The following is a 24340-nucleotide window of genomic DNA, read 5'->3' as shown; positions in this document are numbered from 1 at the left end:
ACGGTCCCGTTCGAAGTGACGAGCGAGTTTCGAAATACCGAACGAACGTGTCGACAGTTAGGGCACACCGACAGTAAGGGCAGGGAATGGGACGACCTGACCTGAACCGCAGACAGCTACTGGGCGGACTCGGAGGACTCCTGGTCGCGGGCAGCTTCGGCTTCGCCGCGGCCGGCACCGGAGCCGACGCGCTCGCCTCGAGTGCGAACACCCGCGTCCGGTACTGGAACCTCTTCAGCGGCGGCGACGGCTCCAACATGATCGCCATGCTGGACGCCTTCCGTAAGGACAACCCGGACATCGCGGTGAAGGACTCCACGCTCCAGTGGGGCAGCCCCTTCTACACCAAGCTCGCCATGGCCGCCGCGGGCAACCGCGCACCCGACCTCGGCGTCATGCACCTCGGCCGGGTCACCGGCTTCTCGCCCGGCCGCTTCCTCGACCCCTGGGACGTCGGCCTGCTCGCCGAGTACGGCGTACGGGAGGAGGACTTCAACCCCGCGCTGTGGAAGCGCGCCGTCATCGACGGCAAGCTCTACGCCCTCCCGCTCGACATCCACGTCCAGCTCTGCTTCTACCGCAAGGACGTGCTGAAGAAGGCGGGGCTGCTCGGCGACGACGGCCGGATCGTGCCGGTCACCTCCCCCGACGAGTGGTTCGACGTCCTCAAGGAGGCCAAAAAGGCCACCAAGAAGGGCCTCCAGACCATCGGCCTGTGGGCCAACGACCAGAACTTCCAGTGGTGGTTCTTCGTCGCCTTCTACACCCAGCTCGGCGGCACCTGGTTCGACGCCGCCCACACCGAGGTCACCTTCGACACCGACAAGGCCACCCAGGTCCTGGAGTTCCTGCGCCGCCACACCGCCGACGGCTACGCCGACCCCGGCATGGGCTCCGTCGGCGCCGAACAGTTCGTCAACGGCGCGCCCTTCGCCTGGGAGGGCAACTGGTCGGTCCCGGTCTACTCCGGAGCGAAGCTCGACTACGGCGCGACCCCGCTGCCGCCCGTCTTCGGCAAACAGGCCACCCACGCCGAGTCGCACGCCTTCGTCCTGCCGCACCAGTCCGACCGCGGCGGCCCCACCAACGAGGCCGCCCACCGACTCGCCGCCTACGTCGTCCGGCACGCCCGGCAGTGGGCGGCCGGCGGACACATCCCCGCCTACACGCCCACCCTGTCCACGGCCACGTACAAGGAGCTGAAACCGCAGAGCGAGTACGCCTCGGCCATGGACCACCAGGCCACCGAACCGAAGGTCTGGTTCGCGGGCTCCACCGGCATCCTCGCCCAGCGCGTCGGCCCGATCGTCGTCTCCGCCACGGTGGGCTCCGCCGACCCCGGGACCGCCGCCCGCCGGATGAACAGCGCGCTCACCCAACTGCTCGCCATGAAGAACCCCATGGACGGCCGCACCGCCGCCGAGGGAGGTGCGGCCGCATGACGGCGACCAGCGCCCAGAGCATCGCCGCACCCGCACGCGTGAAGACCGCCGCCGCCAGCGCCCGCCTCCGCCGCGGCCAGGGCTTCCAGCACGGCGGCTGGTTCGTCGCCCCGTTCCTCGCGCTCTTCGCCCTGTTCGTGATCTGGCCGCTGCTGCGCGGCGTCTGGCTCAGCCTCACCGACGCCAACATCTCCGGCGAAGGCGCGAGCTTCATCGGACTCGACAACTACCGCGAGGCCATCGAGGACCCCCTGGTGTGGGACTCCCTCGGCCACAGCGCGTACTTCACGCTCCTGGTCGTCCCCTGCATCACGGTCCTCGCCTTCCTCCTCGCGATGCTCGCCCACCACATCGAACGCGGCAAGTGGCTGTGGCGACTGTGCTTCTTCGCCCCGTTCCTGCTGCCGTCCACCGTCGCGGCCAACCTGTGGCAGTGGCTGTTCAACCCCGGCACCGGAATGATCAACCACGTCTTCGGCATCGAGACGCCCTGGCTGACCGACAAGTCCTACGCGATGCTCGCCATCGTCATCCAGACCCTGTGGTGGACGGTCGGCTTCAGCTTCCTGCTCTACCTCGCCGCGCTCCAGGGCATCCCCGGCCACCTCTACGAGGCCGCCAAACTGGACGGCGCCAACGCCTGGCACCGCATGGTCCACATCACCCTGCCCATGCTGCGCAACATCACCGGGCTCGTCATCGCCCTGCAGATCCTGGCCTCGCTCCAGGTCTTCGACCAGGCCGTCGTGATGATGGACTTCCTCCCAGGGCCCGAGGGATCCACGCGCACCTTCGTCCAGTACACCCTCGAAGAGGGCTTCACCAGCTACCGCGTGGGCTACGCCTCCGCCATCTCCGTCATCTTCTTCGTGATCATCGCGGCCGTCGCCCTCGCCCGGATGTGGCTGCTGCGAGGCCGTGAGGAGGCCGCCCGATGAGCACAGCCGCGCACCCCCGCAAGCCGTGGACGCCCAGCCAGATCGTGCTCACCCTCCTCGGCACCGCCGTCTCCGCCGTCTTCCTGGCCCCCTTCGCCTGGGGCCTGTTCACCTCGCTCAAGTCGGAGACCGAGGCGGTCGAGGTCCCCCCGCACTGGCTCCCCGAGGACTGGACGGGCCAGGCCTGGAGGGCCCTGTTCGAGACCGGCAACATCACCAACTGGTTCGTGAACTCCCTGGTCGTCTCGGTCTGCGTGACGTCCGTCGTCCTGCTGGTGAGCGCCCTCGCCGGATACGGCTTCGCCCGCACCGAGTTCCGCGGCAAGAACGCCCTGATGGGGCTGGTCATGGCGGGCCTGATGATCTCCCCGGCGGTCCTCGGCGTGCCGCTGTTCACCACCGTCCAGCAGATGGGCATGGTGGACACCTACTGGGGCATGATCCTGCCCCAGTGCGCGCCCGCCGCGATGGTCTACATCCTCTACAAGTTCTTCCAGGGCATCCCGCGCGAACTGGAGGAGGCCGCGTTCATCGACGGCGCGGGCCGCTGGCGGGTCTTCTTCACCATCGTCCTCCCGCTCTCCCGTCCGTCGCTCGCGGCGGTCGGCATCTTCACCTTCATCGCCTCCTGGAACAACTTCCTCTGGCCCTACATGGTGACGAACAACCCCGACCTGATGACCATGCCGAACGGCATCGCGACCGTCATGAACTCCTACGGCATCCAATGGGCCCAACTCATGGCCGGCGGCCTGATGGCGGGCCTGCCCCTGATCATCGTCTTCGTGTTCTTCCAACGCCAGATTGTGGCGGGCGTCGCCCACACAGGCTTGGCAGGTCAGTAGGAGCCCAACCCAGGGGCGCGGGGAACTGCGCGACCAGCCACGAATCACCCGCAGCCGGAACCGAACCTCGAAAGGCAAGCATGAACACCGCCCGCTTCACCCTCGACCCCGCCTTCACCATCGGCGAAGTAAACCCCCGCCTCTTCGGAAGCTTCGTGGAACACCTCGGCCGCTGCGTCTACACCGGCCTCTTCGAACCCGACCACCCCACAGCCGACGAAGCCGGCCTCCGCCAGGACGTCCTGGACCTCGTGAAAGAACTCGGCGTCACCACCATCCGCTACCCCGGCGGAAACTTCGTCTCCGGCTACAAGTGGGAAGACTCCGTCGGCCCCGTCGAGGACCGCCCCCGCCGCCTCGACCTCGCCTGGCGCTCCACCGAGACCAACCGCTTCGGCCTCTCCGAGTACATCGCCTTCCTGAAGAAGATCGGCCCCCAGGCGGAGCCCATGATGGCTCTCAACCTCGGCACCCGGGGCGTCGCCGAGGCCCTCGAACTCCAGGAGTACGCCAACCACCCGGCCGGCACGGCCCTGTCCGACCTGCGTGCCGCGCACGGCGACAAGGACCCCTTCGGCATCAAGCTGTGGTGCCTGGGCAACGAGATGGACGGCCCCTGGCAGACCGGCCACAAGACCGCCCAGGAGTACGGCCGGATCGCCGCCGAGACGGCCCGCGCGATGCGGCAGATCGACCCGGGCGTCGAACTCGTCGCCTGTGGCTCCTCCAGCCAGTCCATGCCGACCTTCGCCGCGTGGGAGGCGACGGTCCTGGAGGAGACGTACGACCTCGTCGACCACATCTCCCTGCACGCCTACTACCAGCCCGAGAACGGCGACGTCGACTCCTTCCTGGCCTCCGCCGTCGACATGGAGTCCTTCATCGAGAACGTGGTCGCCACCGCCGACCACATCGGCGCGAAGCTGAAGTCGAAGAAGAAGATCAACCTCTCCTTCGACGAGTGGAACGTCTGGTACATCTCGGAGTGGCACGAGATCGAGAACTCCGGCGCGCGGGACTGGGCGGAGGCCCCCCGCCTCCTGGAGGACAACTACAGCGTCATGGACGCGGTCGTCTTCGGCTCGCTCCTCATCGCCCTGCTCCGGCACGCCGACCGCGTCACGGTCGCCTGCCTCGCCCAGCTCGTCAACGTCATCGCCCCGATCATGACCGAGCCGGGCGGCGCGGCCTGGCGGCAGACGACGTTCTTCCCGTTCGCGCAGGCGTCGAAGTACGGCCGCGGCGAGGTCCTGGACGTCCGCGTGGACTCTCCCACGTACGAGACGAAGAAGTACGGCGAGGCGGACCTCCTGCACGCCACGGCGGTCCGCGCCGACGACGGCACGGTCACCGTGTTCGCCGTCAACCGCGGCCGCACCGAGGCGCTGCCGCTCGAGGTCGCCCTGAGCGGGCTCGGCCTGTCGACGGTCGTCGAGCACAGCGCCCTCGCGGACGCCGACCCCGACGCCCGCAACACCCTCGACGACCCCGAGCGGGTCGCGCCGCACCAGGTCGAGGGCACGGCTCTCCAGGACGGCACGCTGAGCACCGTCCTGGAGCCGCTGTCCTGGAACGTCATCCGGCTGGCGTGACAGCCGGACGGGCGGATCAGCGTTCGATCCGCAACAGGGCGGCCGAGGACGCCGAGGTCGACGTCGTGCCGACCGCCCAGTAGCCGTCCGCCGAACCCGGCACGGAGGCAAGGGCGTTCATGACGACGGGGGTCGTGGCCACCGGCCCCCGCTCGCTCACCCAGGCCGTGCCGTCCCAGCGCAGGTAGTGGGCCCGGGTCTGGTCCCAGAAGTCCCAGCCGGCGATACGGTCCGGCTGTCCCTGGGCGTCGGCGACGATCCCGTTGAGCATGCCGACGCCGAACGGCCCGGTCACTCCCCGCCAGGTGCTGCCGTCGCCGTGCAGCAGCAGGACGCCGGGGGGCTTACCGATCGGGCCGCCCACACCGTAGTCGTAGCCGACGAGCCACAGGTCGTCGTCCGCCACCGGCAGCAGCCCGGTGATGCTCGCCCGGATGCCCTGGTAGGCGGGCAGCTCGCGCCAGGCGGAGCCGTCCCAGCGGGCGACGATCCCGACGCCGTACAACCAGACGTCACCGGCCGGGGTGAGCTGGACACCCGAAGGCGTGGCGGCGGTCGCGCTCGGGGGCGCGGGGAGCCAGGTCCAGGTGCCGCCGTCCCGGTGCAGGAGCAGTCGGCCGTCGGAAGCGCGACCGGAGAACCAGGCTCCGCCACCGGGGTCGACCGCGACGCCGGTGAGGGACGTGCCGGACTGGCCCCGGCCGGGGAAGTCGGTCTCCCGCCAGGTCTGCCCGTCCCACCGCAGCACGTGCGTGGCCCCGGCCGTGTCGGTGCCGACGGCCCACGCCGAGCGGGCACACGTACCGGCGACGGACTGCAGATACCCGCGCCAGCCCAGATGACCGAGGCCGGTGCGCGCCCATGCCGCGCCGTCCCAGGCCAGGGCGAGCGGCGAACCCAGCGTGCTCCCACTGCGGCCCTCCTCGCCCACGGCCCACGCGAGACCGGCTCCGGCGGCCGCGACGTCCCGCAGCTGCGCGGCCGGTGTGCCGTCCGGCACCGGAACGGCCTGCCACTCACGGGGCGCGCCGGTGTCCCGGGCGATCGCGGCCGGGGCGAGTGCCAGCCCCACTCCGGCACCGGCTAATCCGCTGATGAAACGCCGTCTTCGCACGAGGTTCCCCTCCCTCTTCGGCGGATGCGAGGCAACACGGTGGCCCAGCCCGCCGGAGAAGGCAATGCGCCCGGACGGCTCGATCCGGTCACACGGGCTTGACCGGCACTCCTCCCGCAGCCGCGCCCAGCAGGGTCAGCCGTACGTCCTTCGGCCCGGCAGGTGTGGTGCCGTCCGACAGCACCGCCAGCGCCAGTGTGTTGGCCCCACGTGTGCGGAGGATCCCGTTCGGCAGCACGAAGGTGTGCTGCGGACCTACGTCGTTGATGTACTGGCCCATGTTCCAGCCGTTGAGGAAGATCTGAACGCGGTAGGCCCGGTCCGGTTCGTCGTCGAGGACGAGCCCGATCGAGGCGTCGATGCCAGGATCGACGTCCAGCCGGAAGTTCGTCCGGTACCAGGTGACGCCCTGGCGCCGATCGGCCCGGGGGAGCTCGACGTCCTTCCAGTCCCCGGCCCCGGCCTCGTGCTCCGGCAGATGCCAGCCCTCGCGCTCCCCGTACAGCCCGCCGTTGTTCATCGGCCCGCGCACGGGGTCGGGCGTGGACGCACCCTGGATACGCCACTTCACCTCGGCGGAGGCGCCCTCGAAGGTGACGGCGGTCAGTCCGCGCGCCGCCTTGTGCGTGTCGAGCGCCTTGCCGTCCATGTCGTGCTGCATCGGCCGGACGAGCACGGACAGCACATGCCGGTCGCGCCTCCCGTCCCGCGCCTCACGGAACCGCTCCCGCAGTTCCTCAGGCAGGGCAAAGGTGGCCTTGGCGGTCCACGTCCCCTGCCGGGCGCGGCTCTTGTCCGGTACGGGCATCCGGTGCGTGCCCAGCGGCTCGCCGTCCAGCCAGGCCATGAGCAGACCCTGTGTGCCCGTGCTGTACGCGAGGGAGACGGACTCGACGCCGTTCTCGTCGTTCCACTCGCCCCGGTACCAGACGTCGCCGTAGTGGAAGCCGTAGTCGTCGGCGAACAGGACGGGCTGCCCGTCGGGGACGGGTGTCGTGCTGAAGGAGGTCGTCCTGTCGGCCACCGTCCAGCCCGAGTCGTCGAAACCGGGCTCGGCCTCCGGGTTCTCGGTCCGCCGCCGCCAGCTGTCGAGCGATGGCAGGGCCGGCCGGGTCACCCCGGGGAGCGGCTTCAGCGCCAGCAGGCTTCCGGAGGCACTGATCCGCGTGGGTACCGCACGCCCGTTCCACGTCACATGGGTGATCCCGGGTGGCCCCCACACCTCCAGGCCGGTCGCGCCGGTGGTGTCGCCGGTGAGGTGGGCCGTCGAGCCGCGCAGGGTCGCCGACCGCAGCAGGGCGGGGCCGTAGACGAGGAGTTGACCGGACGGTGTCTCGTACGGCCACAGCCGCAGGGAGGTCGCGTCGTCGGCGAACAGCACCAGCATCGGCGTGTCCACGCCGTCGCCCTCGACCCGCACCCGGCTCAGCCCGCCGGCGCCGAGCGGAGCGGTGATGTTCAGCTTGTTGAGGTTCCAGGACCACGCGGGCTCCGCGTCCAGCCGCATGGGTGTCGGCTCGTCGACGCACTCCAGCACGACCTGCGCGAGATCGCCCCGCCGGCCCGCGAACACCGCGATGTCCTGCCGTCCGGCGGTCAGGCTCAGCATCGGCTGCACGGTGGCGTGCACCAGCGTCCGCTTCCCGAGTCTCAGATCGGCCGCGATCAGCTTGGCGTCCCGCGCCGGGACCATGACCGGCACGTCGATCCCGGCGTCCGGCAGTGTCACCGAGACCGCCTCGGCGGAGTCGTTGCGCAGGACGTAGAAGTGGGCGCCGGTGTCGGGGTTGGTCAGGTGGTAGACCTTGATCCGCTTGTCGGTGGCGCGCACGGCCTTCGCCCGGTTCAGCTTGGCGAGGTCGGGCAGGTGGCGCACCGACTGCCCGATCTGGTGCATCGAGGCGAGCTTGGGGGTGGCGTTGCGGGCCTCGTCGAAGGCCGCGCCGTAGTCGTACGACGTGTAGACGGCCGGTGCGGGCAGCCAGCCCCAGGAGGTGCCGCCGAACGTCATGTAGACGTTGTGCAGGGTGATGCCGTTGGCGAGGTTGGTGAGGTAGAAGCGCCGCTCGTACGCCGCGTCCCGGGTCCGCCGCGACTCGGCGTACCCCTTCCCGCCGAACCAGGACCCGCCCCACGGGTCGAACCAGCCCCCGCCGAACTCGGGCACGAACCCGGGCGTGCGCGGACTGGCCGTGGCCCCGCCCTTCGCACCGCCGGACCCGAAGTGCCCCCAGTCGGGCGGCACCTGCTCCGGCTCCGGGTATCCGTCGAACCCGTACAGCCAGCGCCCCTTCTCCCCGCCGGTGCCGAACGACCCCGGGGCCCAGTACCCGTTCCTCCCCTTGTCGTTGTGGAACAGCGGTACGTCGATGCCGTCGGCGCGGACCTTCTCGTACAGGTACGCCATGTAGGCGCGCCCGGCCGGGTCGTCGACGTGCGCGTCGTACTCGTTCTCGATCTGGTAGAGCAGGACCGTGCCCGTACCCCGGGTGAACAGGCGCTTCGCCACGACGGCGTTGACGGCGGTCAGCCACTCGTCGACATACTTCAGATACGTCGGGTCGGAGGTCCGGGCCTTGGCCTCGGTGGCGGTCAGCCAGCCGGGGAAGCCGCCGGCGTCGACCTCCGCGTTGATGTACGGGCCGGGCCGCAGGATCACGTACAGGCCGGTCTCGGCGGCCGTCCGCAGGAACAGGTCCAGATCGCGCACCCCGGTGAAGTCGTACCGGCCGGGAGCGGCGGAGTGGTAGTTCCAGGCGACGTACACGCTGACGGCGTTGTAGCCATGGGCGCGCATCTTCTCCAGCACGTCACGCCACAGGGACGGGCTCGGCAGCCGGAACGGGTGCATCTCGCCCGACCAGAGCACCAGGCGGCGGCCGTCGACCACCAGCGAGTACCGGTCGAAGCCGATCCGGTGCCGCTTGCCGTCCGCGCTCGGCACCGGTGGCGGCGGGCCCGTGGGCGCGGTCCGTGCCGTATGGGCGGAGGTCGGCGACCCGCTGCCGGTCAGCGCGAAGCCGAGCGCCGCCGTGCCGGCGAGAGCGTGGAAGGTACGCCTGCTGAGCTCCAAGGGAGCGCCTCCTGTTGTGCTGCCGTGCCGTGCGTGGTGCCTACGTGGTGGCTGGGTCGTGCCGAGTGTGTGGTGCCCGGGTGGTGCTGTGCGTCATTGTCCACAGGCCGACCGCGACAATGGTCCTATGAGGATCTCGGCACGTGCGGACTACGCGGTACGAGCGGTCGTGGAGCTGGCCGCCCGGCAGGAGGAAGGGCCGGTCAAGGCGGAGGCCGTCGCCACCGCGCAGGACATCCCCCACAAGTTCCTGGAGGGGATCCTCGGCGATCTGCGGCGCGGGGGAGTCGTCGACAGCCGGCGGGGCGGGGGCGGCGGCTACCGGCTGGCCCGGGAGGCCTCGGAGATCACCGTCGCGGACGTGATCCGGGCGGTGGACGGGCCGATCGTCTCGGTGCGCGGCGAGCGCCCGACCGGTCTCGCCTACAGCGGCACCGCCGAGCCGCTGCTGCCGCTGTGGATCGCCCTGCGGGCCAATGTGCGCAGGATCCTGGAGGGCGTGACGGTCGCCGACCTCGCGGCCGGCGCGCTGCCCGAGCAGGTGGAGCGGCTGGCGGCGGAACCGGCGGCCTGGGAGAACCCCTGACGGGCAGCGTCCGCGGGTGCTCCGGTGGGCGAATCCCTGGATGATCCTCATCGCGTCCTCGGGGAGTCTCCTGGGGCTGAGGCACTGGACACTGGCTAAGGCACCCTATGCGCCCTCCCGCGCCCGGTGCGAAATCCCGCCACTGTGAATGGCCGGAGTGCGCCCTGGCCGACCTCTCCCGCCCTGCGTACGATGCGACCGCTCCCGGCCTTCACAGCTCCTTCATGGAATGGTCACAGGCCGGGGGTGCGTGCGCGGTCATCAGCTGTGATCTTGACATGCGATCTTGACATGCGCATGCCCACTTCATGATCCACCCCCCACGAACCGATGGGAGAACCATGGCCGGTGGCCTGCTCCTGAGCGGCGCGGTAGCCGCGCTCCTCACCAGCGCACTCCCCGCGACATCCCCGTCCTCCGGGTTCGACGACCCGCCCCCGGACAAGATCATCATCCAGGTCGCCACGGTGAACGGCTCCGGCTGTCCGCAGGGCACGGCGGCGGTCGCCGTCTCCGAGGACAACACCGCCTTCACGGTGACCTACAGCGACTACCTCGCCCAGGCGGGCGGGAACTCCGACCCGACCGCGTTCCGCAGGAACTGCCAGCTCAACCTGAAGGTCCACGTCCCCGGCGGCTTCACCTACGCCATCGCGAGCGCGGACTACCGAGGCTTCGCCTCCCTCCAGCGCGGCGCGAGCGCGTCCCAGCGGGCCTCGTACTACTTCCAGGGCTCGCCCAGCACCGTGTACAAGAACCACCCCTTCAGCGGCCCTCTCAACGACAACTGGCAGGCCACCGACGAGACGGACTGGGCCCAACTGGTCTACGCACCCTGCGGAGTCCAGCGCAACTTCAACATCAACACCGAGATCCGGGTCAACGCCGGCACCCAGTCGGCCGACAAGGTCAGCTTCATGACGATGGACTCGACGGACGGGGACATCAGCACGGTGTACCACCTGGCGTGGAAGGAGTGCCCGTAGTCCTGACGGGCTGACGGACTGACGCGCTGACGGGAGCGGCCCACCCGTGGGGGTGGGCCGCGCTCTTCGTCTGCTCCTCTATGGCTGCTCCTACCGCTCTTCGAGCGCCGCAGCGGTGGCTTCCACGAAGGCCTCCGGGTTGTCCAGCATGATGTTGTGGCCGCAGTCGGGAATCGCGACGACGGACACCCCCGACTCGACGAGGGCGTCCGCGCCCGGGAGCGGACCGTCGGCCTCGGGGAGCAGGAAGGCGCGCGGGATCTTCAGATCGAGCAGGAGTTCCCGCATGGTGGGGACGGAGCCGCGAATGAGATGCGACGCGCTGCGGTGCAGGGCCTCCCGGCCGGCCAGCCGCATGGTGGACCACCAGTGCGCCCCGACCCGGTCGCGGACCTCCTCCCAGCCGCCGCCCCGCGTGAACTCCGCCTCGGTGTAGGAGGCGATACCGCTGCTGCCGGACGACCCGGGCACACGCGGGATCGGATCGAGGTTGGCGTCGATCAGGACCAGCCGGGACACCAGGCGGGGGCGGCGGGCGGCCAGGACGATGGCCACGGAGCCGCCCATGCTGTGCGCGATCAGCTCCGCGCCCTCGACACCGGCCTGGGTCAGGGCGTCGGCGAGGGCGTCGGCGTGTGATTCCAGCGTGTAGTCGAAGGTGGTCGGCCGGTCGCTGATGCCGTGCCCCAGCAGGTCGATCAACAGCGACCGGCGTCCGGCCAGCCGGGGATCGACCGCGACCTCCGTGAAATAGGCGGGCGATGTGGCGCCCAGCCCGTGCACGTAGACGCGCGGCGGCCCCTGCCCCGGCAACTCGACCCAGCGGATGTGATCGCCCTCGGGCGTTACGGCGGCGCTGCGCACGGCGTGTTCTCCTGCGGTCACGAATCGTTGACATCCTCCCCCTCTTAAAAGAGGGGGATTCCAGCCCATTCGGGCTGAGGTTCACGGACGCTCGACCCCTTGAGGGGTGTCGTCCCTCCGGCACCGGCTGCTCGCCGGGGGCGGGGGATCCCGCCCTGTCCTGCCGCGACGTTGATACTGGCGTTGGTGTCCGCGTTGCAGGTGAAGCCGCAGGAGGAACACTCGAACTCGGCTTGGCTCTTGCGCGAGTTCTTGTCGATCCAACCACAGGCACTGCACCGCAGAGACGTGTAGGGGGCGGGTACGTCTTCGACCCGGCCGGGGGCTTTGTGCTCGGTGCGTCGTCGGAGCAGGCCCCAGCCCTGGGCCAGGATCGACCGGTTCAGGCCGGACTTCTGCGCCACGTTCTGGCCGGGCCGCCCCACGGTTCCCTTCGCGGAGCGGGTCATCGTCTTGATGTTCAGCTTCTCGAACCGGACAAGGTCATAGCAGCGGGCGAGCATGGTGCTGGTCTTCTCGCACCAGTCCTTACGCCGGTTCGCCTCCCGCGCCTTGAGCCTGGCAGCCTTCGCGCACTCGGCCGCCTTGGCCTTGCTGCGCTTGGGGGCGCGAGCAGCCCGCCGCTGGTGCTTGCGGATCTGCGCCCGCTCGCGGGTGGTGAGCTGGGGACAGTTCAGCTTCTGTCCGTCGGAGAGGGCAGCGGTGACCGTGACGCCCCGGTCGATGCCGATGACCTCGCCCGTGCCCGGCCCTTCGACCGGATCGGGGATGACGACGAACGCGATGTGCCACTGCCCGTTGCGGAAGGTGACCCGGAACGTCTTGGCATCGGGCAGCTTCGCACCTTTGCCCTGGGCGCTGAGGCGGAAGCGGACCCAGCCGCAGCCGGGCACCCTGACCTGCGCCCACCGCCGGTTGAGCCTGTGCACGACCACCGACCGGCCCATGACCTGCCTGCCGGTCTTCGCGTTCAGCTTCGGCGACCCGTCCGCGTGGTATTCCGGTACACGGTCGGTGCCGATGACCCGGAAGCCCTCGTGCACGTGCTTCCTGCGCCAGGTCGGCTCACCGAACCCGGACGTGAACCTGGCGTTCTTGGCCCTGGCGAAGTCCTTCAAGGCCTGCTGCTGCACGTCCGCGTTCCCCGAACCCAGCCACTCGTTCTCCCGCCGGGCCTCGGTGAGCTGACGGCACTGCTCCGCGAAACCGGGCGCCGACGTGCGCCACCGGCGCCAGTGCGCGTGCTGCTCGACAGCGAGGTTCCAGACGTATCGGGCGTGCGCGCAGTGCGTGAGCATCTGCTCGGCCTGCGCGCGCGACGGATACATCCGGAAACGTGACATGCCACGAACCTAGACACCCCGTTCCCCTCCCGCGCACGACTTCGACCAACATCACCCGTGCGAGTGACCGGCACGCCCTTGCCTTCCAGGACGCCCCGCCCACCGGGCCCTCAACCTGCCGGCACCACGAACGGCTCCAGGCCGGCCTCACCACCGTCTCTTCCGAGACGCCGAGTCGCCCTGACGGCGATTCGGCTTCCCCCCTGCCCCGCTACGCGGGAGCGGGCATTCACCCCGGCCCTAAAGGACCGGGCACCCTGCCCGGCAAGCAAGGTGGAGAGACGAGCGTAGCCAGCGGTCGAGATGGAAGGTTCTGGGGTCATGGAGTTCTTCTGTTACCACCGTGACCGGGTCGGCTCCCTGCAACTCCGTGAGGAACTGGGGGAGGCGCACTGGGCGTACATGGACCGGTACGAGGCCGAGTTGATCGCCCGTGGCCCGACCTTCGCGGATGACGGGGAGACACCGACCGGCAGTGTGCACATCGTGGAACTGCCGGATTCCGCCGCCGCGCGGGCGTTCGCCTTCGACGAGCCCAACTACCAGGCAGGGGTGTACCGGGACGTACTGCTCCGCCGCTGGCGCAACCTGCTGGGCCGCACCATGTGGGATTTCCCCGGCGGCCGGACGGCCGGCAACAGGTACCTGGTCATCGGCCTCGGCCCGGACCCGGCCATCGACCTCGAAGTGCCTTCTGGAGCGGCCCGGGACGAGCTGATCGCTTACGGGCCGCTGCTGTCGGACGACGGTGAGGTGTGGGTGGGTACGGGGGTGCTGGTGCGGGCCTCGGATGCGGAGGCGGCGCGTGGCGTACTGGGGGAAGGGCGGTATGCGGAGGTCGAGGTGAGGGCTTGGGAGTTCGGGGGGCGGCGGTGACGAGTGGCCCCGGGCCGGCAGGGGACTGCCGACCTCTTCGGCCCGGGGCCGTGCGTCGGGCGTCAGCCCTGTTCCACGCCTAACGTCAGCGTGCCGGCGTAACCGGCGGAGGTCGTGCTGCCGAGGGGTGTGAGGGTGAGGAGGCCTGAGGCGGCGCCTCCCTCGTCGTAGATGGAGTCCTGGGCCAGGGTGGTGCGGGGGACCGTGTTGACCTTGTACGCGGCGAGTGCCGCGACCCTGGTCGTGATCGTCTCGGTGAAGAAGAGCTGGCCGGTGTGGAGTTCCTCGCCGCCGGTGAAGGAGCCGTCGGGGGTCAGGGTCACGTCCGTGTGGACCTTGATGTGGATGTGCACGCAGCGGCCTCGGTACCAGCCCGGGTAGATCGTGGTGATCTTCGCGATGCCGTTGGAGTCGGTCAGGACGCCGCCGCGCAGGAACGTGCCGTTGTCGGGCTCGTCGTGGCCGTTGTTGCCGACGAAGCCGGAGTACTCGCCGAGCGCGTCCGAGTGCCAGATCTCGACCAGGGCGCTCTTGAGCGGGACGCAGGTGTCGTCGTCCACGACAGTGAGCGTCAGGTTCAGGGGGATGCCCGTCTTGTCCTCGCTGATGTCCGAGCGGACGTACTGCCCGTCGAGGTAGTACGGGCCTTCGGTCATCTCCTTGGTGAGGGTGCAGACGGCTGCTGCGGCGACGGGGGCGGGGGCGGTGGTCGTCTTGTCGGGTGTGGCGGTACCGACTGCGAGGGTGGCGGCGGTGGCGCCGGTGGCGAGCAGTACGGTACGGCGGCCGATGGGGGTGTGTGCCGATGAGTTGGTGCCCGAGTCTTTGTCTGTCATGAGCACGGCAGATTAGAAGGGGAGGCTGTTGATGAGCTGTGAGTTCGGCAAAGTGATAGGCCGTCAAGTGCCTTGTCGGACAGGGGGGTTGTGAGGTGCTGGTGGGCCGCCCGCTTCTTGGTCAGTGGCGCGCCTCCGGCTGGGCGGAGGGGGCGGGGCGAGCGGCAGTTGGAGCGTTTGGGCTGCCTGTGAGGGAAAAGGCCAGGTCAGGTGCCTTGGGGTGGAGGTGGTGCAGGCCCAAGTGCTCCTATGGCGGTGGCGTGGCCTGAGAGGATGGCGCGGAACCATCACAAGAAATAGGGGTCGAGCATGCTCGTGCTCATACTGTCGGTCGTCGTTCTGCTCGTCATCGGAGGCTGCGTCTGCGTCTTCTGGGCGGCACGGGGCGACGCCCCACGCTGGGCACGGGGTGTGGCCAAGGCGACGCTGCTCGGCAGCGAACTGACCCGTAGTGCGAGCCGGGGTTCCCGCTCACAGCAGAGTGGCGGGGACGAGTAGTCCCGCATCGCCGAGTGGCCATGGAGTCGGCTGTAGGGTCCGACCGCCCTGGCCACCCGTCTTTCCGGGCCGCTCGCTCGCTTCTCTCCCGTGCTGGAACGGACTGGGTCAAGGGGGACCCGAAGGGTCATCGCCGAAGGCGACGCGAAGCGCCCTTGAGGCAGGCCGTGGAAGCACGACACTGCCAAAGAAGCGGGCGGCCCCGACAGTTACTTGGTGGCGTGCGTGAGGAAAGCCGACCAAGTGGTGGGGGAGAGGGTGAGCTGGGGGCCCTGCTTGTTCTTGGAGTCGCGGATGTGGATGGCTTCGGGGCAGGTGGCTATCTCGACGCAGTCGCCGTCGCCGCTGCTGCTGTAGCTGGACTTGAACCAGGTGAGTTCGACGGTGCTCATAGGTCTCCTCGCATCCGCTGCAACAGGCTCACGGAGTCTTCGAGGGTGAGAGCCTGTGAACGCATCCTGGCATAACGCCTTTGGAGAACGCTGAGCTCTTTCGGGTCGGAGATGAAGAGGCCGCCTCGCTGGCCTTCGTTATAGGCGAACCATCGGTTCTCAGGTGTTTCCAGCAGTTGCATGGGTCCCGCCAACCCGGCGTGCGCCCCTTGTCTCATCGGCATGATCTGAATCTCGACGTTCCGAAGCACCGCGATCTCCAGAACGTGATCGATGAGTTCCCTCGTGACCTCCACCCCGCCTGTGCACCGTAGGAGCACGTGCTCCTCCAGGATGAAGTTGAACGCGGTGTTCGGCCGTTCCTGCAGCAGCCTCTGCCGCTCGGCCCGAGCGGCCCAGCGCTGGTCGATTTGTGAGTCGTCCAGCGGCGGCAACTGACTGGCGAACAGTGCTCGGGCGTACGCCTCCGTCTGTAGTAACCCCGGAATCATCCGGCACTCGTAGGTATAGAGGGTGATCGCCACCTGCTCCAACTGCGCCCACCGCCGAAACCAAGCCGCCAACCCCGGCTGCCTCTCCAGACACCCCGCCGCCTTCCGTAACGCCCCCGTCCTGCCGAAGACCTCCTCCGCCCGAGTAACGAACTCCGGATCCGGCATCCGTCTCCCCAACTCCACGGACGCCACCGTGTGTTTGGAGAACCGCACCAGTTCTCCGAACTCCTCCCTGCTCAGCCCCGCGTGTTCGCGCAAGCCCTGGACCACCGCTCCGAACGTCCGCAGACTGTCCGACGACTCCGGCTCATCGACCACTGTCGGTCACCTCCGGAGGCATGGTTACGGGACGTCACCAGTACTGTCCAGTCCGTCACCGCGTACGCTGTCGCAGCGTACGCGGCGCCGACCTGGAGAACTTCGGCTCTCACCCGCCACATTGGGCGCATGACAGCAAGAACCTCGCCTCAACCCCCGGTTACCGTACGTGTGTTCAGTCAGCGTCTCAGTGCCACCCCGCGCGGCGCCCGTCTCGCTCGGCGTCTGGCCGCTCATCAGCTGCACGGCTGGGGCATCCCCCACGGCTCCGATGCCTCCGAGGCCGTCGTCCTGATCGTCGCCGAGTTGGCCACAAACGCCGTGACGCACGGGCGTGTGCCGGGGCGGGACTTCGAGTTGCGACTCAGTCTCGGCACCGGTGGCGTGCGGGTGGAAGTCAGTGATTCGTTGGCCGGGACGCACCCGCCCGGGCCGCGAGAAGTGCGCCCTCCGCGTCCGCTCGACGAGAGCGGCCGGGGTCTCCTTCTCGTCGACGCGCTCGCCGATCGGTGGGAAGTGCTGGGGCGGGAGCCCGGCAAGACCGTTCGCGCCGAGGTCGATCTGCCGGGCGCCGTCCCGTAGTCGCCGAAGTCGGCGCTCAACATTTCCTCAATCCCCCTTCCACGAGTGCGGAGAAGAGTCCCCCTGCAAACGCTCTGCACGTACTCACGGGGATTGCAGGATCAATGAGCCAGACATCTGCCGAAGCCCGCAGCACGTCGTTCGATGAGGTGTTCTGTGGGATGTTGCCCAAGCTGTACGCCCGCGCGGCCGCCCTCAGTGGGGCCGCGCAGGGGGGTGAGGACGCCGTCCACGAGGTGTATCTGAAACTGGCCTCGCGGCCGCGCAGGTTCCTGGAGCATCCGGAGCCGGCCGCGTACGCCTTCTCCGCGCTGGCGAGTACGACCCGGGACGCCTGGCGGCGTGAGCGCAGGCAGGTGCCGACCGGGGAGGAGGGAGGCGAGCCGCACCGGGGAACCCTCGGCGTCTGGGACGGCGGTGTCGAGCAGCGTACCGCCGAGATCGAGGCCGTCCGGCTGCTCGATCAACTGCCGCGTCAGCAGGCCAGCGTGGTGATCCTCGTCGACCTGGACGGCTACACGACCGAGCAGGCGGCGCGGATCCTGGGGATAGGGCGGGGGACCGCGGCCCGGTACCGGACACGGGCTGTGCGGCGGCTCCGTCGGTTGCTCGGGCCTCGTGAGTGACGGGCGTCACAGCGATGCCTGACATGCGGGGCGGCGGCGCTGTTCGTGTACCCGGTGAAAGCCCGACACGACACGGGGAGCTGAACATGATCAAGCGTCGGATTCTGACCGGAACCCTTGCCGCCGTCGCGGTGGCGGGTCTGGCGACCCCGATGGCCGCGGCCGCGCCGTCCTCCGCGGCGTCCTCGGCACCGCAGACGAAGGTGAAGGCCTGCGAGCTGTACGCCGACAACGTGGTGCAGACCGGAAACGATCTCTCCGGCGCGGGAGGCCGCCGGGGCTGTGCCGGTGACGACTCCCAGACCGTCACGGTGACGACGTACAAGTGGGTCAACAACGGCTCCGACGTGAAGGTCGGATCCGCCACCCAGTCCGCCGCCAACGTCGACCTGACCGCCCGCGGCACCTGCAAGGGCAAGGGCTTCTACTACACCTACACGCAGGACAGCGCGGGCGGTGAGAGGTACAGCCCTCGCGTCGAGATGTGCTGACCTGCCGGTGGTAGCGCGGTGGGGGTGGTGGCCGGTGCCGCCGCCCCCACCGCCGCTGCCGTACCTCCCGGCGTCACGTGAGGTCGCCGGGAGCGCGGGCGCCGGTGTCGTCGTAGAGGACCCGGGCCCGCTGCCGGACCGCGCCGGCGGTGGGGTCGCCCAGGGCGTGCAGGGCCTGGCCCAGGACGACCAGGGACCTGGCCTCGCCCAGGCGGTGGCCCGTGCGGCGGTGGAGGGTGATCGCCGAGTGGGCGCGGGTGCGTCCGGCGACGGGGCGGTTCCGCGCGATGTGGATCGCCGCGAGCTCCGTCAGGGTCCGGGCCTTGACGACGTCGAAGCCGCCCCGGTGGGCGAGGGCCAGTGCCCGGCGGGCGTGGGCCAGTGCCTCGCGGTCGTGCCGACGTGCCCGGTGGGCCTCGGCGAGGCCCAGCAGGGTCTCGGCTTCTGTGCGCTGGTTGCCCACCTCGCGGGCGATGGACAGGGCGCGCTCGTGGGTGCGGGCGGCTTCCTCCGGGTGGCCCGTGCGCAGGCGGGCGTCGGCGAGTGTGGTGAGGGCGATCGCCAGCAGCCGGTTCCGGCCGGTGTTCTCGGCGAGGCGGAGGGAGCGTTCGGCGTACGCCAGTGCCTGCTCGTGGCGGCCGAGGTCCAGCGCGATCCTGGCCGTGATGTCGAGGGTCGTGGGGTTGGCGTTCCGCGGTTCGGAGGGCACCGCCCCGGTGCCTGTCCCGATGCCTGCTCCGGTACCTGTCCCGGTGCTGTCGTCGTCCGCCGCGCCCAGCGCCCTGGCCGCCTCCCGCAGCCTGCCCTGTTCCCAGTACACCGCGCTGAGCGCGGGCAGGCGGTGGGGCTCGTCATCGGCCCCGGCCCTGTGGAGCGTGCGCAGGGCCTGCTCCAGGTGTCCGGCGGACAGCTCCAGCCGGCCCCGGTCCCGGTAGGCCAGGCCCAGGCCGGTCAGTGCCTGTGCCTCGGCGTCGAGGCGTCCGGCCTCGCGGGACAGCCTGAGAGCCTCGGTGAAGTGCCGCAGGGCGTCGTCGAGGCGGGCCGCCTCCGCGTCCACCAGGCCCAGTCCGCCCAGGGCCAGGGCTTGGCCCAGCAGGTCGCCGGTCTCTCGGTGCAGGCGCAGGACACGGGTGTGGTGGTCGATGGCCTGGGGGTGGTGGCCCATGTCCCAGTGGGCGATGCCCAGGCTGCGGTGCATGGCGGCCTGGCCGCGCTTGTCCTCGTCGGCCTCAGCCGCCCGCAGCGCGGCCTGGGCGGCGGACTGCCAGACGCCGCGCGGCAGGTCGAGCCAGCAGTAGCGCAGGAGGGCGGTCATCAGGTGCCAGGCGATGTGCCGTGGGCCGGAGTCGGCGGTGTGTTCCACGGCGGCCAGCAGATTGGCTCGTTCCGAGTCGAGCCGGTTCCGGGCTTCGGTGATCTCGTCCGGGGTGGTGGCGGGGGATCCGTCGGGGCCGGCCGGGTCGTGGGGGAGTTGGGGGTACTGCCAGGGGAGGGCGCCGCCCGCCGTCTCGGCGGTGCGGAGGTAGGAGGCGAACAGGCGCTCCTCGGCCGCCGCCCGCTCCGGCGGGGGCTCCTCGGCCGTGGCGCGCTCGCGGGCGTAGTCGCGCAGCAGGTCGTGGAAGAGGTAGCGGCCGGGTGCGGGGGACTCGATCAGGTGGGCCGTCGCCAGGGTGGTGAGGAGGGTCCCGGCCCGGGACTCGGAGGTGTCGAGGAGCGCCGCGGCGGCCGGGCGGGTGAGGTCGGGGCCGGGGATCAGGCCGAGGAGGCGGAAGAGCCGTCGGGCGTCCGGGGCCAGGGCGCGGTAGGAGAGGCCGAAGGCGGCGCTCACGGCGGAGGAGCGGTCGTCGTCCAGCTCCAGCGTGGCCAGCCGGTCGCCGTCCGCCAGCTCGGCGGCCAGGTCGGCGAGGGGGCGGTCCCGGTCGCCGAGCAGATGCGCTGCGGCCACCCGCAGGGCCAGGGGCAGCAGCCCGCACCGGCGGGCCAGTTCCCCGGCCGCCTCCGGTTCGGCGGCCACGCGCCGCTCGCCCAGGACCGCGGCCAGCAGCGCCCGGGCCTCGGGCGGGGCGAGGACGTCGAGGCGCAGCGGCTCGGCGCCGTTCTGGGCGACCAGGCCGGTCAGCCGGTGGCGGCTGGTGACCAGGACGCGGCAGGTGGGGCTGCCGGGCAGGAGCGGACGGACCTGCCGGACCGAGGCGGCGTTGTCCAGCAGGATGAGCATCCGCCGCCCGTCCAGCAGGGAGCGGTAGCGGCGGGCCTGTTCGTCCGGGTCGGAGGGGATCTGCTGCGGCGTCAGGCCCAGGCTGCGCAACAGCTGGCCGAGGGCCTGCTGCGGGTCCATGGGGGCGCTCTCGTGGTCGTAGCCGCGCAGGTTGACGTAGAGCTGGCCGTCGGGGAAGCGGTCCCGCACCTGGTGCGCGACGTGCACGGCCAGCGCGGTCTTGCCGACGCCCGCCGCGCCGCTGATCACCGAGATCACGACCGGCACCCCGGCCTGCCCGTCCTCCGCCGGCGGTGCGCCCAGCCGGGCCGTGGCCTCCGTACGGCCGCTGAATCCCGCCACGTCGTGGGGCAGTTCGGCCGGTACGACGCGGGCAGCGGCGGGTTCCGGCGCCACACGGGCACCGGCGGGCTCGGGCGGTTCGGCCGGGCCCCGCAGGATCCGGCGGTGCAGGGCCCGCAGTTCGGGTCCGGGGTCGACGCCGAGTTCCTCGGCGAGGCGGTGCCGGGTGTCCTCGTAGGCCTCCAGCGCCTCGGCCTGGCGGTCGCCGCGGCACAGCGCGGTCATCAGGTGCCGTACGACCCGCTCGTCCAGGGGGTGCGCCGCGGCGAGCTGCCGTAGCCGTTCCAGCGCCTGGGGGTGGCGGTCCAGCCGTAATCCGAGTTCGTGGTACCGGAGTTCCGCCGTGAGGTGCTCGTCGCCCAGTCCGGCGCGGGTCTCCTGCGCCCAGGCGCCGAGCAGGCCCGACAGGGCTTCCCCCTGCCACAGGCCGAGGGCGTCGCGCAGCAGTTCGGCGGCCCGGCCGGCGTCGGCGGTACGGCGGGCCTCGGCCACCAGCCGGCGGAAGCGGTGGACGTCGACCGACTCGGGGTCGACGTCGAGCAGATAGCCGCCGGAGCTGCGCGTCAGGGGCACCCCGGGGGCGCCCGCGGAACGCAGTGCGGCACGCAACCGGCCGACGTACCCCGACAGGATGTTGCGAACCGAGCCCGGCGGGTTCTCGCCCCACACCCGGTCGATCAGCCGCTCCGCCGACACCACCCGGCCCGCGTCGCACAACAGCACGGCCAGTACGCACCGTTGCTTGGCATGGCCGAGATCCGCCGGGCGCGCACCCAGGTGGGCCTCCACGGTCCCGAGCAACCGGAACTCCACAGGGCCTCCCCCCTTCGTGCAGTGCCCTGGTCCTTCCCCCTGTCCAGCCTCGATCGTCCGGCGTGGGCCTAAACGGCGTATCAACGGATCTTCAACGGATCTCACAGGCTGGTCACACCTGTTTGCTGCGCGGACCATTGACGCGCAAGGGGTTCGATTCTACGGTCCCGTTCGAACTTGCGATCGCCATTCGAGATATCGAACAGTGCTCACCCCCACCGCAAGCACCCCCACCGCAAGGAGGATCCGCATGAGCCGCTCCGTCCTGCGTAAGAGAACCGCCCTGCTCGCCCTCCCCGCCGCCTTCCTGCTCGCCCTCGTCCCGGGCACGGCGTCCGCGTATCCCAACCCCGGCCGCGTCACCGGTGACATCGTCACCCACGACCCGTCGATGATCCGCACCTCGTCCGGCCAGTACCTGCTCTACGCCACCGGCGGCGGCATCGCCAACAAGACGTCCGGCGACCGTACGGCCTTCAGGAACGGCGGCGACGCGTTCTCCAGCAGGCCCAGCTGGTGGCGGAACTACTCCTCCGTGCCGGAGGCCTGGGCGCCGGACATCTCGTACCACGGCGGCAAGTACCTGATGTACTACTCCGTCTCGAAGTTCGGCTCGAACACGTCCGCCATCGGACTCGCGACCTCCAGCACCGGCCAGCCGGGCAGCTGGACCGACCAGGGCACCGTCTACACATCCGGCTCGTCCAGCGACTTCAACGCCATCGACCCGAACCTGTTCGTGAACGACGACGGCAAGTGGTGGCTGTCGTTCGGCAGTTGGTGGACCGGGCTCAAGATGATCCAGATCAACCCGTCCACCGGGAAGCAGCTCTCCTCCAACACCACCCGCTACTCGCTCGCCTCCCGCCCCACCGGGACCAAGGCCGTCGAGGCGCCCTTCATCGTCAAACGGGGCGGCTACTACTACCTCTTCGCCTCGTTCGACACCTGCTGCAACGGGACGAGCTCGACCTACAAGGTCAAGGTCGGGCGCGCCTCCGCCGTCACCGGGCCGTACCGCGACAGGAACGGCGTCGACCTGATGAACAACGGCGGCACACCCGTCCTGGAGTCGCACGGCAACGTCATCGGCCCCGGCGGACAGTCGATCATGAAGGACGTCGACGGCGACCTGATCGTCTACCACTACTACGACGGCAACGACAACGGCACACCCAAGCTGGGCATTAACCTCCTGAACTGGAGCAGCGGATGGCCCGTCGCGTACTGACCTCGCTACGGCGAGAGGCTTCTAGCCCGCGGCCCCCATGCCCGCCGCGTTGGGCCACGCCTGGGTGCCCGGCCAGCCAGTGGCCGGGGCGGGGGACAAGCCGTTCGTGCCCCTGACCTGAGCGGCCGTCAGGCCGCCCCGGGCGGGAACGCCAGGCGGGGTGGGTCCGGCGGCGGCCGGTATGGGAGCCGGCGCCGGAGCAGGGACCGGCGCCGGGGCTGGGGTGGGGACCGGAGCCGGAGCGGGGGTCGGGGCTTGGGCGGCGGGGGCCAGTGGCTGCTGGAGCGGTGCGGCCATGGGCTGCGGAGCGGGCTGCGGAACCGGCTGGGGCACGGGCTGCGGCACCGCCTGTGGCATCTGCTGCTGCCCCATCTGACCCATCTGCGGCATCTGGCCCATCTGCGGCATCTGGCCCAGCTGGGCCGCCGCCGGCATCGGCATCCCTCCGCCCGGGCCCGCCGGTGCGGCGGACGCGGTGGCGGGGAGCGGCATGCCGGTGCCGGCGGCAGCCGGGGCCGCGGCGGGCCCCGGACCACCGAAACCGGTGGCCTGAGCGGCGAGCCCCCGCATGCCCGACCCGTTGGTCTCGCTCACCAGACGGTCCACGGCCGCCGTACCCGAGCTGTAGCTGGTCCCGTTGCCCAGCTCAGGTACGGCGGCTCCCCTCCTGGACGTCCCGTAGAGCACCTGTTCCAGGCCGGACACCAGGCGACGCACGTCCACCTGGGGGCGCACGACGAGACGCAGGAAGCGACTGGACGAACCGATCTTGTTGCCGCACTCGCGGACCAGGATCCGGTGCTCGGTGAGCATCCTGTCCCGGACCACGGTGCCCTCGGCGCCCACGGGCAGGCGCACGAAGAGGAAGTTGCCCTGCGACGGGTAGACGGTAAGACCGGGCAGGGCGGAGAGCTGGCTGGCCATGTCGAGCCGGTCGCGGCGCACCTGCTGGAGGCTCTGCGCGTACTCGGCGCCGTGCTCCTTGAGCATGAACACCACGTGCTCGGCGAAGGAGTTGAGGTTCCACTTCGGCAGCATCGACCGGACGCGGCCCGCGAGCGCCGGGTTGGCGACGAGGTAGCCGAAGCGGATGCCGTGCAGGCCGAAGTTCTTGCCGAGGCTGCGCAGCACGATGACGTTGGGCCGCAGCATGGCCTCCTGGACGACGGACGGCTCGGCCTCGGCGTCCGCGAACTCCAGGAACGACTCGTCGATGACGACCAGGTCGAGGTCGGCCATGGCGTCCATGAACTGCACGATGGCGTGCTTGTGGAGGAAGCCGCCGTCGGGGTTGTTGGGGTTGCAGATGACGGCGACGCGCGTGCCCCTCGCGCGGATGAACTCGGCGTACTGCGCGAGATCGAGGGCGAAGCCGCTGGACTCCTGGAGCGGGAACATGTCGACCCGCTTGCCGGTCTCCATGGGCTGGTCGGTCCAGCGGCCGAAGGTGGGGACGGGGATGGCGAGGGACTCGCGGACCAGCAGGTGGTCGATCCAGGTGATGAGCTCGGTGGAGCCGTTGCCCATGGCCACGCACTGCGGCGGCAGCTGGAGCAGGCTGCACAGTTCGGCCGTGATGGTGTCGGCGCCGCTGGGGTAGTACGTGATGATGTCGCGGAGTCTGGCCGACATGTCGTCGAACATGGCCGGGGTGGGGAAGTACGGGTTGCAGGGGATACAGAAGTCCACGGGGCCGGCTCCCTCGCCGCCCTCGCGTGTCAGAGCCGCCATCGACGGGCTGTGTGCCGCGGTACTGCGGAACAGCGACGTGACGTTGTCGGCCATGGAACCTCCGTATGAGGCGGGTCCGTTGGGGACGGCCGGACCCGACGTTTAAGGG

The 24340-nt window shown here is 70.4% G+C and carries 21 protein-coding genes; 12 read left to right on the top strand and 9 right to left on the bottom strand.

Annotated features, from left to right (window positions below; all coding sequences use genetic code 11):
* The first annotated feature begins 86 nt into the window (after positions 1-86).
* From ACWIF2_RS15690 to arfA, 4 genes are all read left to right on the top strand, one after another.
* Positions 87-1442, top strand: a complete 1356-nt coding sequence (locus tag ACWIF2_RS15690) for an extracellular solute-binding protein (protein WP_454360842.1) — start codon at positions 87-89, stop codon at positions 1440-1442.
* Complete coding sequence (locus ACWIF2_RS15685) at positions 1439-2380, top strand: carbohydrate ABC transporter permease (RefSeq protein ID WP_454360840.1); 942 nt, start codon at positions 1439-1441, stop codon at positions 2378-2380. The genes ACWIF2_RS15690 and ACWIF2_RS15685 overlap by 4 nt, the downstream gene beginning before the upstream one ends.
* Positions 2377-3225 (top strand): carbohydrate ABC transporter permease, encoded by an 849-nt coding sequence (locus ACWIF2_RS15680; protein ID WP_454360838.1) that lies wholly within the window; start codon positions 2377-2379, stop codon positions 3223-3225. Before ACWIF2_RS15685 ends, ACWIF2_RS15680 begins: the two co-directional genes overlap by 4 nt.
* 80 nt (positions 3226-3305) lie before the next feature.
* Positions 3306-4817 (top strand): arabinosylfuranosidase ArfA, encoded by a 1512-nt coding sequence (gene arfA, locus ACWIF2_RS15675; RefSeq protein ID WP_454360836.1) that lies wholly within the window; start codon positions 3306-3308, stop codon positions 4815-4817.
* A gap of 16 nt (positions 4818-4833) precedes the next feature.
* Here the strand turns inward: arfA and ACWIF2_RS15670 are convergent, their stop codons facing one another.
* Together ACWIF2_RS15670 and ACWIF2_RS15665 are read right to left on the bottom strand one after the other, a co-directional pair.
* Positions 4834-5889 (bottom strand): hypothetical protein, encoded by a 1056-nt coding sequence (locus ACWIF2_RS15670; protein ID WP_454360834.1) that lies wholly within the window; start codon positions 5887-5889, stop codon positions 4834-4836.
* A gap of 130 nt (positions 5890-6019) precedes the next feature.
* Positions 6020-9004 (bottom strand): glycoside hydrolase family 35 protein, encoded by a 2985-nt coding sequence (locus ACWIF2_RS15665; protein WP_454360832.1) that lies wholly within the window; start codon positions 9002-9004, stop codon positions 6020-6022.
* Positions 9005-9131: 127 nt separating this feature from the next.
* Here ACWIF2_RS15665 and ACWIF2_RS15660 point away from each other — a divergent pair, with 127 nt between their 5' ends.
* On the top strand, positions 9132-9590 hold the full coding sequence (locus ACWIF2_RS15660) for an RrF2 family transcriptional regulator (protein WP_184592257.1): 459 nt from the start codon (positions 9132-9134) through the stop codon (positions 9588-9590).
* A 341-nt stretch (positions 9591-9931) separates the two neighbouring features.
* A complete protein-coding gene (locus ACWIF2_RS15655; protein WP_454360830.1) occupies positions 9932-10576 on the top strand; it encodes a DUF4360 domain-containing protein in 645 nt (214 codons plus the stop codon).
* Positions 10577-10666: 90 nt separating this feature from the next.
* On the opposite strand, the gene ACWIF2_RS15650 is transcribed toward ACWIF2_RS15655, so the two are convergent.
* Together ACWIF2_RS15650 and ACWIF2_RS15645 are read right to left on the bottom strand one after the other, a co-directional pair.
* Complete coding sequence (locus ACWIF2_RS15650; protein ID WP_454360912.1) at positions 10667-11440, bottom strand: alpha/beta fold hydrolase; 774 nt, start codon at positions 11438-11440, stop codon at positions 10667-10669.
* A gap of 44 nt (positions 11441-11484) precedes the next feature.
* The gene (locus tag ACWIF2_RS15645) at positions 11485-12783 is read right to left on the bottom strand and encodes an RNA-guided endonuclease InsQ/TnpB family protein (RefSeq protein WP_454360828.1); all 1299 of its coding nucleotides are present in this window, start codon (positions 12781-12783) and stop codon (positions 11485-11487) included.
* A 321-nt stretch (positions 12784-13104) separates the two neighbouring features.
* On the opposite strand from ACWIF2_RS15645, the gene ACWIF2_RS15640 reads away from it, so the two are divergent.
* On the top strand, positions 13105-13659 hold the full coding sequence (locus ACWIF2_RS15640; RefSeq protein WP_454360827.1) for a YciI family protein: 555 nt from the start codon (positions 13105-13107) through the stop codon (positions 13657-13659).
* Positions 13660-13721: 62 nt separating this feature from the next.
* Here the strand turns inward: ACWIF2_RS15640 and ACWIF2_RS15635 are convergent, their stop codons facing one another.
* Complete coding sequence (locus tag ACWIF2_RS15635; protein WP_454360825.1) at positions 13722-14495, bottom strand: intradiol ring-cleavage dioxygenase; 774 nt, start codon at positions 14493-14495, stop codon at positions 13722-13724.
* A 309-nt stretch (positions 14496-14804) separates the two neighbouring features.
* On the opposite strand from ACWIF2_RS15635, the gene ACWIF2_RS15630 reads away from it, so the two are divergent.
* On the top strand, positions 14805-14993 hold the full coding sequence (locus tag ACWIF2_RS15630; protein ID WP_454360823.1) for a hypothetical protein: 189 nt from the start codon (positions 14805-14807) through the stop codon (positions 14991-14993).
* 209 nt (positions 14994-15202) lie between these two features.
* On the opposite strand, the gene ACWIF2_RS15625 is transcribed toward ACWIF2_RS15630, so the two are convergent.
* On the bottom strand, positions 15203-15385 hold the full coding sequence (locus ACWIF2_RS15625; RefSeq protein ID WP_454360821.1) for a DUF397 domain-containing protein: 183 nt from the start codon (positions 15383-15385) through the stop codon (positions 15203-15205).
* The gene (locus ACWIF2_RS15620) at positions 15382-16197 is read right to left on the bottom strand and encodes a helix-turn-helix domain-containing protein (RefSeq protein WP_454360819.1); all 816 of its coding nucleotides are present in this window, start codon (positions 16195-16197) and stop codon (positions 15382-15384) included. The genes ACWIF2_RS15625 and ACWIF2_RS15620 overlap by 4 nt, the downstream gene beginning before the upstream one ends.
* Positions 16198-16326: 129 nt before the next feature.
* Here ACWIF2_RS15620 and ACWIF2_RS15615 point away from each other — a divergent pair, with 129 nt between their 5' ends.
* The 3 genes from ACWIF2_RS15615 to ACWIF2_RS15605 all read left to right on the top strand — a co-directional run bounded on the left by ACWIF2_RS15615 (position 16327) and on the right by ACWIF2_RS15605 (position 17896).
* Positions 16327-16779, top strand: coding sequence for an ATP-binding protein (locus ACWIF2_RS15615; RefSeq protein WP_454360817.1), 453 nt, complete (start codon positions 16327-16329; stop codon positions 16777-16779).
* A 104-nt stretch (positions 16780-16883) separates the two neighbouring features.
* Positions 16884-17405, top strand: coding sequence for an RNA polymerase sigma factor (locus tag ACWIF2_RS15610; protein WP_454360815.1), 522 nt, complete (start codon positions 16884-16886; stop codon positions 17403-17405).
* 86 nt (positions 17406-17491) lie between these two features.
* Complete coding sequence (locus ACWIF2_RS15605; protein WP_382493070.1) at positions 17492-17896, top strand: hypothetical protein; 405 nt, start codon at positions 17492-17494, stop codon at positions 17894-17896.
* A 73-nt stretch (positions 17897-17969) separates the two neighbouring features.
* Here ACWIF2_RS15605 and ACWIF2_RS15600 read toward each other — a convergent pair whose 3' ends face one another.
* A complete protein-coding gene (locus ACWIF2_RS15600; RefSeq protein WP_454360813.1) occupies positions 17970-21269 on the bottom strand; it encodes a BTAD domain-containing putative transcriptional regulator in 3300 nt (1099 codons plus the stop codon).
* Positions 21270-21519: 250 nt separating this feature from the next.
* Here ACWIF2_RS15600 and ACWIF2_RS15595 point away from each other — a divergent pair, with 250 nt between their 5' ends.
* The gene (locus ACWIF2_RS15595) at positions 21520-22500 is read left to right on the top strand and encodes an arabinan endo-1,5-alpha-L-arabinosidase (RefSeq protein ID WP_454360812.1); all 981 of its coding nucleotides are present in this window, start codon (positions 21520-21522) and stop codon (positions 22498-22500) included.
* A gap of 21 nt (positions 22501-22521) precedes the next feature.
* Here the strand turns inward: ACWIF2_RS15595 and ACWIF2_RS15590 are convergent, their stop codons facing one another.
* Positions 22522-24285 carry a pyridoxal phosphate-dependent aminotransferase gene (locus ACWIF2_RS15590; RefSeq protein ID WP_454360810.1) on the bottom strand — a complete coding sequence of 588 codons (1764 nt, stop codon included), beginning with the start codon at positions 24283-24285 and terminating at the stop codon, positions 22522-22524.
* Positions 24286-24340 lie beyond the last annotated feature (55 nt).

It is taken from the genome of Streptomyces sp. NPDC055506, from assembly GCF_053643595.1.
Note: the sequence above shows the minus strand (reverse complement) of the source record. Positions and strands in the feature narration are given on the sequence as shown.

Coding starts and splice junctions, on each gene's coding strand:
- ACWIF2_RS15590 (WP_454360810.1), bottom strand. CDS start 24,285: ATGGCCGACAACGTCACGTCGCTGTTCCGCAGTACCGCGGCACACAGC.
- ACWIF2_RS15685 (WP_454360840.1), top strand. CDS start 1,439: ATGACGGCGACCAGCGCCCAGAGCATCGCCGCACCCGCACGCGTGAAG.
- ACWIF2_RS15680 (WP_454360838.1), top strand. CDS start 2,377: ATGAGCACAGCCGCGCACCCCCGCAAGCCGTGGACGCCCAGCCAGATC.
- ACWIF2_RS15690 (WP_454360842.1), top strand. CDS start 87: ATGGGACGACCTGACCTGAACCGCAGACAGCTACTGGGCGGACTCGGA.
- ACWIF2_RS15640 (WP_454360827.1), top strand. CDS start 13,105: ATGGAGTTCTTCTGTTACCACCGTGACCGGGTCGGCTCCCTGCAACTC.
- ACWIF2_RS15610 (WP_454360815.1), top strand. CDS start 16,884: ATGAGCCAGACATCTGCCGAAGCCCGCAGCACGTCGTTCGATGAGGTG.
- ACWIF2_RS15655 (WP_454360830.1), top strand. CDS start 9,932: ATGGCCGGTGGCCTGCTCCTGAGCGGCGCGGTAGCCGCGCTCCTCACC.
- ACWIF2_RS15645 (WP_454360828.1), bottom strand. CDS start 12,783: ATGTCACGTTTCCGGATGTATCCGTCGCGCGCGCAGGCCGAGCAGATG.
- ACWIF2_RS15660 (WP_184592257.1), top strand. CDS start 9,132: ATGAGGATCTCGGCACGTGCGGACTACGCGGTACGAGCGGTCGTGGAG.
- ACWIF2_RS15615 (WP_454360817.1), top strand. CDS start 16,327: ATGACAGCAAGAACCTCGCCTCAACCCCCGGTTACCGTACGTGTGTTC.
- arfA (WP_454360836.1), top strand. CDS start 3,306: ATGAACACCGCCCGCTTCACCCTCGACCCCGCCTTCACCATCGGCGAA.
- ACWIF2_RS15635 (WP_454360825.1), bottom strand. CDS start 14,495: ATGACAGACAAAGACTCGGGCACCAACTCATCGGCACACACCCCCATC.
- ACWIF2_RS15625 (WP_454360821.1), bottom strand. CDS start 15,385: ATGAGCACCGTCGAACTCACCTGGTTCAAGTCCAGCTACAGCAGCAGC.
- ACWIF2_RS15630 (WP_454360823.1), top strand. CDS start 14,805: ATGCTCGTGCTCATACTGTCGGTCGTCGTTCTGCTCGTCATCGGAGGC.
- ACWIF2_RS15605 (WP_382493070.1), top strand. CDS start 17,492: ATGATCAAGCGTCGGATTCTGACCGGAACCCTTGCCGCCGTCGCGGTG.
- ACWIF2_RS15595 (WP_454360812.1), top strand. CDS start 21,520: ATGAGCCGCTCCGTCCTGCGTAAGAGAACCGCCCTGCTCGCCCTCCCC.